This is a genomic window from Methylobacter sp. sgz302048 (assembly GCF_052162025.1).
In the GTDB taxonomy this organism is placed as follows: Bacteria; Pseudomonadota; Gammaproteobacteria; order Methylococcales; family Methylomonadaceae; genus Methylobacter.
In genome coordinates, this window is the sequence record NZ_CP197401.1 from 1,489,606 (window position 1) to 1,502,432 (window position 12,827).

Annotated in this window: 12 protein-coding genes; 5 read left to right on the top strand and 7 right to left on the bottom strand. The window is 51.4% G+C overall.

The features are described from left to right. Window positions 1-2: 2 nt before the first annotated feature. The 7 genes from ACTNE6_RS07050 to ACTNE6_RS07080 form a co-directional block, all read right to left on the bottom strand. Window positions 3-629, bottom strand: coding sequence for a DUF1175 domain-containing protein (locus ACTNE6_RS07050; protein WP_442499129.1), 627 nt, complete (start codon window positions 627-629; stop codon window positions 3-5). Next, a complete protein-coding gene (locus ACTNE6_RS07055; protein WP_442499130.1) occupies window positions 617-2,335 on the bottom strand; it encodes a DUF2138 family protein in 1,719 nt (572 codons plus the stop codon). The genes ACTNE6_RS07050 and ACTNE6_RS07055 overlap by 13 nt, the downstream gene beginning before the upstream one ends. Before the next feature lie 218 nt (window positions 2,336-2,553). After that, window positions 2,554-4,215, bottom strand: a complete 1,662-nt coding sequence (locus ACTNE6_RS07060) for a glutamine--tRNA ligase/YqeY domain fusion protein (RefSeq protein WP_442499131.1) — start codon at window positions 4,213-4,215, stop codon at window positions 2,554-2,556. A gap of 196 nt (window positions 4,216-4,411) precedes the next feature. Beyond that, window positions 4,412-4,657, bottom strand: coding sequence for a hypothetical protein (locus ACTNE6_RS07065; protein ID WP_442499132.1), 246 nt, complete (start codon window positions 4,655-4,657; stop codon window positions 4,412-4,414). Between the two features lie 67 nt (window positions 4,658-4,724). Further along, window positions 4,725-6,548 (bottom strand): Na/Pi cotransporter family protein, encoded by a 1,824-nt coding sequence (locus ACTNE6_RS07070; protein ID WP_442499133.1) that lies wholly within the window; start codon window positions 6,546-6,548, stop codon window positions 4,725-4,727. A 133-nt stretch (window positions 6,549-6,681) separates the two neighbouring features. After that, window positions 6,682-7,506: an MOSC domain-containing protein gene (locus ACTNE6_RS07075; RefSeq protein ID WP_442499134.1), complete on the bottom strand. Its 825-nt coding sequence runs from the start codon at window positions 7,504-7,506 to the stop codon at window positions 6,682-6,684. A gap of 63 nt (window positions 7,507-7,569) precedes the next feature. Beyond that, complete coding sequence (locus ACTNE6_RS07080; RefSeq protein WP_442499135.1) at window positions 7,570-7,968, bottom strand: PilZ domain-containing protein; 399 nt, start codon at window positions 7,966-7,968, stop codon at window positions 7,570-7,572. A 215-nt stretch (window positions 7,969-8,183) separates the two neighbouring features. On the opposite strand from ACTNE6_RS07080, the gene ACTNE6_RS07085 reads away from it, so the two are divergent. The 5 genes from ACTNE6_RS07085 (at window position 8,184) to cysK (ending at window position 12,817) form a co-directional block, all read left to right on the top strand. After that, window positions 8,184-9,311: an ABC transporter substrate-binding protein gene (locus ACTNE6_RS07085; protein WP_442499136.1), complete on the top strand. Its 1,128-nt coding sequence runs from the start codon at window positions 8,184-8,186 to the stop codon at window positions 9,309-9,311. A gap of 9 nt (window positions 9,312-9,320) precedes the next feature. After that, complete coding sequence (locus tag ACTNE6_RS07090; protein WP_442499137.1) at window positions 9,321-10,283, top strand: PQQ-dependent catabolism-associated beta-propeller protein; 963 nt, start codon at window positions 9,321-9,323, stop codon at window positions 10,281-10,283. Next, a complete protein-coding gene (locus ACTNE6_RS07095) occupies window positions 10,280-11,020 on the top strand; it encodes an ABC transporter ATP-binding protein (RefSeq protein WP_442499138.1) in 741 nt (246 codons plus the stop codon). Before ACTNE6_RS07090 ends, ACTNE6_RS07095 begins: the two co-directional genes overlap by 4 nt. Next, window positions 11,017-11,820, top strand: coding sequence for an ABC transporter permease (locus ACTNE6_RS07100; RefSeq protein WP_194968866.1), 804 nt, complete (start codon window positions 11,017-11,019; stop codon window positions 11,818-11,820). Before ACTNE6_RS07095 ends, ACTNE6_RS07100 begins: the two co-directional genes overlap by 4 nt. A gap of 88 nt (window positions 11,821-11,908) precedes the next feature. Next, window positions 11,909-12,817, top strand: a complete 909-nt coding sequence (gene cysK, locus ACTNE6_RS07105; protein ID WP_194968865.1) for a cysteine synthase A — start codon at window positions 11,909-11,911, stop codon at window positions 12,815-12,817. Window positions 12,818-12,827: the final 10 nt, after the last annotated feature.

Here is a 12,827-nt window from a genome sequence, read left to right on the forward strand (position 1 = left end):
AATCAGCGTGATAAGAACGAGAAACGGTAGATACCGGCAAAGTTGGGATTGTCGGGTCGTGGTTGCCACCGGGTGTCCTTCCAATTCATGAGAGTGTCGAGGGGAACGGCCCGCAGGCCGTTGTCGTTTTTGGCCTTGGAGCCGCGATGGTAAGCGATGTAATCCCCCATCCATACCATAAGGTGCTGGCTGTCGCCCTGGTCGTAAAATAATAGGTCTCCCGGCAATGCCTGATTGATATCCGAGGATATGAAGACGCTGTTCTCCTGAACCAGATCAATGGCCGAAGCGTAGGCGCCGCGCTGGCCATCCGCCCGCCTCCAGCGGTTATGCAGCGCGGACTGTTCGGGCGTCAGTCGGACTTCCGGCGGGAGAAAGCGGTTAGACACCCCGTTGGCTTTGCGCCAAGCCTCGCCATGGGCTTTGAGCGCCTCGCCCACGGCGAACCGGACCAGACCGGCGCAGTCCTGCTGCGCCCAGCGTGGCGTCGGCCCTTGCCGGAGCTGTTCGCCGACGATGCGCACGAACCAGGCGCGGAAGGCATCGGTCTGCCGGGTGTCCAGCACCGGTTCGGCGCAGGCTGCGGAAGCGGCGAGCAGAATCAGCGCCGCCAGCGTTATTCGGACCACTTGAGCGGTTCCCAGGCAGTTTTTCCAGTCGGCACCGGCAAACGCATGATCCGTCCGTCCTTAAGCTTTTCCAGTTCCGGCAGCAGACGCTCGGAGACATTGGCCCGGAATATCGGTTCCCGCTCGCCCGGCAGGCTGTCCAGCAGGGCGGTTGTGACCATGTTGACGAGTCGGTCGGGATACAGCACTGCAGCGGTTTCGCTATTTTCAGGCAGGGCGTCGCCCAGGGCCGGATAGCGTCCCTCCAGGACCGCAATGGCATCATCCACCAGCGTCGCATCCGGCGAGAACAGCAGCGTATCTCGCCACTCCGCCAGGGCGACAGTGAAATAGCGGCCTGAGCGCATGTCTTCACTGTGCTTGCTGTCTTCTCGAGGCCGGATTCCGTAGGGCGAACTGACTTCACGGCGCCAGACCATACCGTTCGCCTGCTTGTCCTCCAAGACTTCGAACGGCGGGTGATAGGTGACAACAGGGGCTTCTGTTGGCTCATCTTCTCCGGCCTGTTGTGCCGGTTTAGCGGCGGATGGTTTGATTTGCGCCACGCCCGCTTCATGGGTGCCGATGGCGGCCCTGAACAAGTTCTGCAGGGCCGTGTTCAAGCTAGCTTCGGAATTTTTCCGGATCGCTACTAGAGGAGCGTAGAGCTTGGTCTTGTCATACCAGCACACGGCGGCAGGCGGTTCGAGCGCGTCCGCCAAGCGCTCGGCATCGTCCGCAGACACCACTTTGGACAGCAGCGCGGCTGTCCGGTCCGGATCGATTGGAACTGCCGCGCATAAGGCCGGATGGTCGGGCACGGCATTCCACACTTTGGAAGCCGTGGGGAAAGTGTCCGATGCCGAAACCGCCGCTGTCCAGCCGGGGGCGTCATAATCGAAGCGCAGCGCGTGCAACGCCGGGAACAGCGCCTGATAGCCCAGGCTGAGGTAATTCGCGGACACCGCGAAAGTATGGACATGGGGCTGAACGTCCAACTGGAAACTTTGCGCCCAAAGGTCGGCTGGGTTTTCCGCGTTCAGCAGGCGGTTGACTCTCTCCAGTTCCGCCGCCTCTGCGTGCAGCAGGATGCCGGCATCGGAAAAGACCAGCAGGCGATCTCCAAGGCTGGCGAAATATAGCTTCAGGCGGCGCCCATAGCTCAGTTCGAACACTTGGGAAGCGTTGGGGCCGGGGAGAGCGCCGGCGATGCGCAACTGGCTGTCGGCCAGGGCCGTCTTGGCCAGCGCTTCCAGGACCGGCACCAAACCTTCGCGGCGGACCACCGTCAGCCAGCGTCCGAGCCGGCCATCGCGGCTTTTCCAAAAGGCGATTTGGGCCGGGCGGTCGAGAATCGCAGCAAGGAAGCGATCGCTCAGGTTGAGCTTGTGCTCAAAGCTGATCCGCCTTAAAGTACCTTCCAGGCTCAGTTGCTCCTCGTTCTCCCGATAATAGAAGAACAGGTCTTCCAGGGCCAGATGCTGCAAAACCGGGGCCGTGAGCAGATCTTTCGGGAGTCTGGACAGGCTTTGTGTGTTGAGAAAGGCATCCGGGTTCAGCAGGTTTACCTCGGCCGCTAGCGCAGGCTCGGTCCTAGCCCGCGAATACCAATGATATATGCCTGTCCCGATGACTATGATGACCGCCAGACCAAGCAGGGCCAGCAGTGAATAGCGCCATTTGCGGCTTGCGGTAAGCGCTGATCCGAGGTTGCGCAGAAAAGTCAAGCAATGAGTTCCTTTAGAAGTGAGCGTTAGATTTTAAAGATGGGTATTTTTCACTTTAAGAGCCGCTCCATTCTAGACTAAGAATATGGAATTGTCAGCAAAGGCAGAGCTTCAGATCAAATGACGTTTTGTTGTGCATTCCGAGTTACAGTGAAGAAAAAGGTTGCCCATCTATTAAATGGGCAACCTTTGATCAGGTCCGGTTAGTTTTCTAGCGATCAGTCTTTTTCCCAGCTATCGCGCAGAGTGACTGTCCTGTTGAATACCAGCTTTCCGTCTGCGCTGTCGGAGTCCAGACAGAAATAGCCGGTGCGTTCAAACTGGTAGCGGCTTTCAGGCTTTGCCTCAGCGAGGCTGGCTTCGACGCGGCAGTCTGTCAGTATTTCCAGCGAGTTCGGGTTCAATGCGTCGAGGAAATTCTCTTCATTATCCGGATTGGGCACCTTGAACAAACGGTCATACAAACGTACTTCCGCTGGCCGTGCGTGCGCTTCGGAAACCCAGTGTATGACGCCTTTGACTTTGCGTCCTTCCGGATTTTTGCCCAGCGTGTCAGGATCGTAAGTGCAGCGCAGTTCGGTAATGTTGCCGTCGGCATCCTTGATGATTTCGTTGCATTTAATGATGTAAGCGCCGCGCAGGCGGACTTCGCCGCCTTCTATCAGGCGCTTGAACTTAGGCGGCGGTACTTCGGCAAAATCATCCTGTTCAATCAGCACGACTTTGGAGAAGGCAACTTTACGCTTGCCGAACTCAGGCTTCTGGGGATGGTTGCTGATCTCCATGTATTCGGTCGTGTCGTCGGGATAATTTTCGAGGACTACGCGTAAAGGCCGCAGTACGGCCATCGCGCGGGGCGCATTCTCGTTGAGGTCCTCGCGGATGCAGTATTCCAGCATGCTCATTTCTATCCATGAATGCTGTTTGGTCACGCCGATGCGTTCGCAGAAATCGCGTATGGCTTTAGGCGTAAAGCCAGCGCGGCGCAGACCGGCAATGGTCGGCATGCGCGGGTCATCCCAGCCATTGACGTGTTTTTCGGTGACCAGCTGATTGAGTTTGCGCTTGCTGACGATGGTGTATTCCAATTGCAGGCGGGCAAATTCTATCTGCTGCGGATGGCAGGACGTAGCGAGCTGGTCCAGGACCCAATCGTAAAGCGGACGATGGTCTTCAAACTCCAGTGTGCACAGCGAGTGCGTAATGCCTTCAAGCGCGTCGGAGATGCAATGCGTGTAATCGTACATCGGATAGATGCACCATTTATCGCCGGTGCGCTGGTGATGAACGCGGCGGATGCGGTACAAAGCCGGATCGCGCATGTTGATGTTCGGCGATGCCATGTCGATCTTGGCGCGCAGTACATATTGGCCGTCAGCAAATTCGCCGTCGCGCATGCGTTTGAACAGGTCCAGGTTGTCTTCCACAGAGCGGTTTCTGTCCGGGCTTTCCTGGCCGGGCTCGGTCAGGGTGCCGCGATAGGCTCTGATTTGTTCGGCCGACAGACTGTCGACATAGGCTTTGCCGTCTTTGATCAGCTGTACGGCATAATCGTAAAGCTGTTCGAAATAGTCCGAGGCATGGCGTAATTCCGTCCATTGAAAGCCCAGCCATTGCACGTCGCGTTTGATGGATTCTACATATTCGTCGCTTTCTTTTTCAGGGTTCGTATCGTCGAAGCGCAGGTTGCAAGTGCCGTTATACTCGCGGGCAATGCCGAAGTTCAGACAGATCGATTTCGCATGGCCGATATGCAGATAGCCGTTGGGCTCAGGCGGAAACCGGGTGGCGACTTTTCCGTTATTTTTGTTTTCCTTGAGATCGTTGTCGATGATATGGCGAATAAAATTTGGTGATGGCAGATTTTCGTTTGTGGCCATGAGGTCTGTATGTAATTGTCGCGTTATGGATGTTGATTTAATAGTCAGATAATGCAGCCAGATCAGCCGTTGAGTGATCGGCAGGCTTTCTATAAGTATTTAGCATTTCAAGCTGCTGGATCATTGTCGAGCATACTACTGTACGTGCCCGCTTTAGTAAAGACCGCACCGGGTGCGAAAATACGCGATAGGGAATTTAGTCGGTCGAATCTTTATTTTCCCTGAGCTGTTGCAGTACGTCGATGCCTTTTTTGCGCTGCAGGCGGATGATTTCCAGTTCGGTTTGATACAGTTTCTTCAAGCATTCATCATCAGCCTGTTCTATTTTATCCGAGATCTTCCGTTCTTTTTTCTTGAGACTCTTCAGGATCTTTTTCAGCTCTCCTCTGTGGCGTTTTTTTCTTTTTTGGGCGGGGTCAAAAAAGGCTTGTAATTTATGCAATAGCTTTTCTTTATTCATGGCGGGTGGAAGCAAGAATTAAAAAAGTACTGTCGAGTATAATCCTAATCTACGGATTGTCTGTTATGGGCGCATCCACCGCTTGAACGACTTCCTTGATCTCGGCTTCATCCAGGGCTAATTGCTGTTCAATGTAAATAGCGTTGATATTGTCATTCACAAATAGCGTTTCGGCAGTTTTAATCAGGTTTTTCTTGATGTTGTACATGTATGTGCTGTCGTTGATCAAAGACGAGCCGGTTTCAGGCGTGATTTTTCGCTCCCTGATCAGTGTGTCAATTGAGCGGTTCATTCGCATATCCTCATCTTCAATCATCGCCTTTAAAACATCCAGTGACAATAACGGCAATTCGTTCTCGGCAATTTCCCGCCTGAACTGTTCAATCTGCTGGATCAGCGACACTATCTGATAAGCGATTTTTTTATACTCGTCGATTGTGACCTGATTTTTCGAGGTTCTGGAACGGACCCAGTTTTTCTGTAAATGTTTGGTGTCCTTGATCGCTTCAACCAGCGTCCGGTTGGCATCGCGCAACAAGGCGAGATTGGGTGATTGTTTCATTTCCCACGTGGTATTCGCTTGTCCGATAAAAGCAATGATGGCGCTGTAGATGCCTTTTATTCTTTTCTCATAGCCCGCATCGATATCGTATTCAACAGGGTCGTTATTTTGTTTTATCAATTGTTTGAGATCGGATTGGTCCGAAAGGTTGCGTTTGCGCAAACCAAACGCATGCAGAATGATATGGATGCCGTGCTCATACAAATGGATGGTTTCCAGCCTGACCGATTCAGCGACGGTTTCAGGAAAACCAATGGCGGACGGATTCAAATATTTGGGCCTGAAAAGGTTGGGGCGTTTCTCTACGAATATTTTTTCCAGCAGCGCGACCAGATGGTTCATGAACGGCAGCATAACGGCAACGCCGACCAGATTGAACAGACTATGGAAAGTCGCCAGTTTCAGCGTGTTATCCGTGACGGCAATGCCTAGCGCGGCGTTGATCCTGTCAACGGCAATGATAAATTCTTTGATGAAAATCAGGGCAATAATGCCGGTCAGCAGGTTGAACAGCAGGTGCGCGCCGGCCAGTCGTTTACCCTGGATATTGGCGCTCAGGGAGCCGATCACGGCGGTAACGGTCGAGCCGATATTGGAGCCGATGGCCAGTGCCAGGGCATTGTCATAAGTGATCTGATGCACGGATAGCGCCGTGATGATCAGCACCAGCGTGGCATGGCTGGATTGCATGATCATGGTGGCGATGATGCCTACCAGTGTGTAAATCAACAGTCCCTTTAAGCCTGGCATGGCGTAATCCGCCAGCTTGATGGTATTTTCAAAAGTTTCGAAACTTTCCTTCATGAAATGTATGCCGAGGAAAAGAAAGCCCAATCCGGTCAGGATGTAACCGATCCCTTTTAGCTGCTTGTTGTTATGGAAACTGCATAAAACGCCGAAAACCAGCATCGGCATGGCATAAGTGGAGATTTTGACTTTCAGTCCCAGACCGGCAATCAGCCACGCACCGGTAGTCGATCCGAGATTGGCGCCGAATATGATGCCGATGCCCGCAACTAAATCAAGCAAGCCGGCACTTAAAAAGGAAATGGTTATAATTGAAACCAAGCCGCTCGATTGCATCAAAGTTGTCGATACAATGCCAAAGCTGAGACTTTTCCAGATCGTATCCGTGGTTTTTTGTAGAATCCGCTCCAGCATGCCGCCGGTAAAGGCTTTGAAGCCTTGTTCCAGAGACAGCATGCCGAAGAGAAAAATCGCGATGCCTGCGGCAATGCCTTTAAATTCATCGCTTAGCCAAAAACCATAAGACAGTAGCAGAACAACAACGAACAGAAGGGTTTTTGGCATGTTTCAATAAAAATAGGGCAAGGCTGACTTTTGGGAAGCCATGAAAAAAACGACATAGTTTATAAATGCGGAGACGACTTTCGTCGCCTGTTGACACGAAAAAGGCGGCTGAAACCGTCTTTATGAATTGAGATTAAATCGGCGGTTGATTCGGTCCGGTCGATTTGATCTGGACAATATCGCCGACTGTCAGCACGCCGCACTGATCATGCAGGGCATTCTGCCCGAAGTAGACTTTATTTTGCCATTTTCTAGCGCGGTTAAGCGTTGTCAGTGGTTCTTTGCCTGTTTGCGCAGTTTCGGGATCTATGGTGGGCACCGAGCAGCGAGAACAGGGTTTAGGAAGCCTGAAATCAATAGCGCCAATGCGAATTTCGCGCCAGCTGTCTTCAGCATAAGCAGGACAGCCGGAAATGACCAGATTGGGTCTGAAGCGGGTCATCGGAAAATCCAGTCCCATTTCACGATTTAATGAAGCCAGCGAATTTTCCGAGATAATCAGAAAAGGAAAGCCATCGGCAAACGAGACCTGGTCAGTAGCTTGTGCATAATCAGGGTCGACTCGACGGATTTCGTCGTCGGGCTGATATACAAGCCGGCAATCGATGTTTAGAAAACGGCTCAGCCATTGATCGGCTTCAGGTGACACGCTGCGGGCATCACACTGATCGCGCCAGATGGTGCTGTCGATGATCTCGCCGCCTTCGGGCGTCAGCGGCAGTATCAGGTTTTCCATGCCGGGCGCGGACAGGACCAGGTCGTTTTCAGCCAGGGCCGTTTTAATCAAGGCCATCCGCGGCAGTTTTCGCTGACTCAAAAATTGCCGGTCCTTATCGATAAGCATCCATTTTCTGTCATGCAAAAGTCCGGTTTTGGTAACGGGCCAATGGCGCACACTGATGCCCGCCAATGATTTTACCGGGTAAATATATATGCCGCTTAATTTGAAGTGTGTCATTCGGATTAAGTTGTTTTGCATTATTAGTACAGGATGTTTACCAAAGCTGTACAGGAATAGGATTCATTTGAATATTAATTCTTTCTGGGTTTCGAGCAAATAATCCCCGAGTGCGTCATTATAACGCTTGAATTTGATACCATACCGGATATTTGAACGAGTGGGTTTGCGGACCACGATGCCTTCGACTTCGAAAGTCTTGCCGCTGTCGAACTCAAGCTCTAACGTTATTTTGTTCCTGATATTGAGTTTTTTATGGCTGCGAATCAAGACACCTTTGCTGCTGATATCAATTAAATCAACCGGAGTTCCGCGGCCAAAACTGAACAGGCCGTTTTTACTGAGGGTGACTTTGATGTCTTTTCTTATGAAACGAGTGGTAATGCGATTGTTGATGGCTTGATCCCCGGATAGATCAAAGTCAAAAAATTCATCGACAGCTTCTGTATCATCAAAACTCATGGGTATAGTGATTACCGTTGTTATCAAGATGATCCCAAGTATTGTCTGTAAACTGGTAAATTTCAATATAACGGTTTTGCGCGAACTTCAAATGAAAAGCAAAAAAGTCGGTGAATCCGTTAAAATTAATGATCTGTTCGTTTTTATTGCCAGGAAATACCGTGTTGCGTAACCAGTCACTTCGGATAGTTGTTAAATTTTTATTTATTATTCAATTGCTTACTGTAAGTCTGGTTTATGCGGAAGCTAAACAGACGGTTGATATCGCTTATTTGGCGCAGGAGCAAAAAGCACCTCCGCCTCTGTCTAATTTAGATCCCCTTATCGAAAATAAGGGCGTTTTAGGGGCAGAGCTGGCGATTGATGACAACAATACGACAGGTCAATTTACCGGACAGAAATTTGTCCTGAAAAAATTCATCGTGCCGATTGGCGGCAATGTCGCTGAGGAGTTCAACAAAAATATTGCCGGCAAGTTTCAGTTCGTCGTGAGTACGCTGCCTGCCGAGCAGATAATCGGCATTGCCGATTTACCTGCGGCCCAGCAGGTGGTGTTGTTCGATGCGGCTACGCGCGACGATGCCTTGCGCAATGAGCAATGCCGCAAAAACGTGCTGCACATGCTGCCCAGCAGAGCCATGCGGGCCGATGCGTTAGCGCAATATATGATGAAAAAACGCTGGACCGAGTGGTTTCTGGTCATCGGCCCCAATCCCGAGGATCGCTTGTTTGCCGATGCCATCAGGCGGGCCGCCAAGCGTTTCGGCATGAAAATCGTGGAAGAAAAAGCTTGGGAGCACACTTACGATGCGAGGCGCACGGCGCAATCGGATGTGCCTGTATTCACCCAAGTGGATGACTATGATGTGCTGGTTGTCGCCGATGAGCAGGGGCTGTTCGGGGAATACCTTGATTATCGCACCTGGTATCCGCGACCGGTGATCGGGACTCAGGGCCTGATTGCCACGGCATGGCACCGGACGCATGAGCAATGGGGCGCCGTGCAGATTCAAAATCGCTTCAAGGAGCAGGCCGGGCGCTGGATGGAAGAACAGGATTATGCCGCTTATCTGGCGATCAGGGCCGTAGGCGAAGCGGCTACGCGGACAAAATCCAATGAATTGAAGCCGGTTAAGGATTACTTGTTGAGTGAACAGTTTGCGTTGCAAGGCTATAAAGGCAACCCTTTGTCTTTCCGCTCCTGGAACGGCCAATTAAGGCAGCCGATTCTACTGGCGGCCCCGAGATCATTGGTCGCCGTAGCGCCCATTGAAGGTTTTCTGCATCCGAAAACCGAGCTCGACACTTTAGGATATGATCAATCCGAATCAACATGTAAATGAGGAAGCTGCATGAAAAAAAATTATTTAGCACTGTTTTTGGCAATGGCATCAATGGGTTCAGTACAGGCGGAGACTGTTTTCGTCACGCTGGAAAAAGATAATGCCCTGGCAGTCGTCGATCCAGTGGAAGGCAAGTTAGTCAAGACAGTGCCTGTCGGCCAGCGCCCGCGCGGCATCGCTATCAGTCCGGATAACAAGTATCTCTATGTTGCCACCAGCGATGACAATACCATCAAGATTGTTGATGCCAATACTTTGGCCGTAGTAGGCCAATTGCCATCGGGCGAGGATCCTGAGACATTCGCATTGAACCCGGCCGGCGACCGGCTTTATGTCTCCAATGAAGATGATAGTAGGGTAACCGTCATCGATACCGCCAGCAAAAAAGCCGTCAAACAGATTCAGGTGGGCGTCGAGCCTGAAGGCATTACGGTCAGCCCTGATAACCGTTGGGTGATCAGTGCTTCAGAGACGACGAACATGCTGCATTGGATCGATACAAAAAGCATGGCGATTGCCGACAATACCCTGGTTGATCCGCGTCCCCGCGCCGTCAACTTTACAGCCGACAGCCAGCAGTTATGGGCGACATCGGAGATGGCCGGCACTTTAACGATTCTGGACGCCAATACCAAACAAATCGTCAAAAACATCCACTTCGAAATACCTGGCGTCACTAACGATAAGATTCAGCCGGTCGGCATCGTGATCGATAAGGACAGAAACAGAGGCTATGTGGCGTTAGGACCTGCAAACCGTGTCGCCGTTGTCAATGCAAAGACATATGAAGTCGAAAGATATCTGCTGGTCGGCCAACGGGTCTGGAACCTGGCTTTTTCGCCTGACCAGAAAAGACTCTATACCACAAACGGTATCAGCAACGACATCTCCATTATCGATCTGGACAGCCAGAAAGTGACTAAATCGGTCGGCGTGGGGCTTTATCCCTGGGGAGTTGCAGTCAAGCCATGAGTGCGCCTACAGCATTATTAGTCAAGGACTTAAGTTTTTCCTACGGCAGCAAAAAAGCGCTGGATCAGGTGAGTTTTCAGATTCAGCAAGGCGAGTGCACGATCCTGTTGGGGCCGAACGGCGCCGGCAAGAGCACGCTGTTTTCATTGATTACGCGGCTTTATGACGCTCGGGTCGGGCGCATCGAATTATGCGGCTTCGATATCAAGCGGCAGACGCGCAAAGCCCTGGCAAGGCTGGGGGTGGTTTTTCAACAGACCACGCTGGACATGGATCTGACGGTGATGCAGAACTTGCGTTACCATGCCGCCTTGCACGGCATGGGCCGCAAGCTGGCCACGCAGCGGATTCAGGAAGAACTGGAGCGCTTGAATATGTATGAGCGTCGTTTTGAGCAGATACGAGAACTTAACGGCGGGCACAGACGACGGGTCGAGATTGCGCGGGCGCTGTTGCATAAGCCGTCGTTGCTGTTGTTGGATGAGCCTACCGTCGGTTTGGATGTGCCCAGCCGTCACGATATAGTGGAATATGTGCACCGGCTTGCCGGCGAGGAACAGATGGCTGTTTTGTGGGCGAGCCATTTGATTGATGAAATTTATCCGGAGGACCGCTTGATCGTGCTGCATAAAGGCCGTATTAAAGCCCAGGGCGCTGTTGATGAAGTCCAGAAAGTCACCCAATCTGCAACGATTAAAGAGGCTTTCTACACATTGACGCAGGGAGAGCAGGCATGAATATACTGCATTACTGGCGGGCAATGTGGGGCATCATCTGGCGTGAGTTATGGCGTTTCGTCACGCAGCGCGAGCGCTTTATTTCCGCTCTGGTCAGACCTTTAGTCTGGCTGTTCGTATTTGCCGCCGGCTTTAGAGCGGCATTGGGACTGGCTATCACGCCGCCTTATGAAACTTATATACTTTATGAAGTATATATCACGCCCGGCTTGATCGGCATGATTCAACTGTTCAACGGCATGCAGAGTTCATTGTCAATGGTTTACGACCGGGAAATGGGCAGCATGCGGATACTGATGGTCTGCCCGCTGCCGCGAGGGTTTTTATTGCTCAGCAAATTATTGGCCGGCACGGCGGTATCCATCTTGCAGGTGTATGTGTTTTTAGCGATTGCCTGGTTTTATGAAATACAGGCTCCGTGGCAGGGGTATCTGTGGATATTGCCGACATTGATGTTGTCCGGACTGATGCTGGGCGCTCTGGGGTTATTGTTATCTTCATTCATAAAACAACTGGAAAATTTTGCAGGCGTCATGAATTTCGTCATTTTTCCGCTGTTTTTCATGTCCACGGCGCTCTATCCTTTGTGGAAAATCAAGGAATCCAGTGAGCTGCTTTATAATCTTGCTAAATACAATCCGTTCTCGCAGGCGGTTGAGCTAACTCGATTCGCTTTGTACGAGCAGTTTAATCAGGAGGCTTTTGTTTACACATTGGTCGCATTCGTTATTTTTATGACAGCGGCGATCATTGGTTATAATCCATCAAAAGGTATGATGACGAGAAAGGGAGGCGGCTGACAGCCGATTCTCACGTCTAAACCGATTTGCTGGTTTGGTCTAAAATTATCTCAACGTCGGAATCAATAAATTTAATTAGGAGAAAGAAATGACTTACGCTCAGGATATTAGTGAATTGATTGGCAACACCAGTTTATTGAAATTGAGGCATATTGCAGAGGCTGATTCAGCTGATGTAGTGGTCAAACTCGAGTCTCGCAACCCCGGGGGCTCAGTCAAAGACAGGATCGGCCTCGCGATGATCAAAACAGCTGAGCAGGAAGGCAAGCTTAAGGCCGGCGGCACAATAGTCGAGCCGACATCAGGCAATACCGGTATCGCTTTGGCGATGGTTGCCGCAGTGCGCGGCTATCGATGCATATTGACCATGCCGGAAACCATGTCGGTGGAAAGACGGCATTTGCTGGCGTTGTACGGTGCGGAAATTGTTTTGACTCCCGGGCCCGAAGGCATGAGGGGCGCTATTAATAAAGCAGAAGAAATCGTCGCCAATACGCCGGGCGCGTTTATGCCTCAGCAGTTTGAGAATCCCGCCAATCCAGAAGTACACAGACAGACGACGGCAGAAGAAATATGGTCGGCCACTGATGGAAATATTGATGCGTTCGTGTGCGGCGTAGGCACGGGCGGAACGATTTCAGGGGTTGCCGATGTTATCAAAAAAAGAAAAGGCGATTTTCAGGTTATTGCAGTAGAGCCCGTAGAGTCTCCCGTTATATCCGGCGGCACCCATAGTCCTCATAAAATTCAGGGCATCGGCGCCGGCTTCGTCCCCAAGAACCTGAGTGTGGATTTATTGGATAGCATTGAATTGGTGAGCACGGATGAGGCATTCGCAATGCGCAAGCGATTAATTGAAGAGGAGGGCATTCTGGCAGGTATTTCATCAGGAGCCAGTGTCTGCGCAGCTCTAAGGGTGGCTAAAAAATTGGGGCCGGGAAAAACAGTTGTCACTATTATTCATGATACTGGAGAGCGTTATTTGAGCATGGGCTAAATGGTCTGGT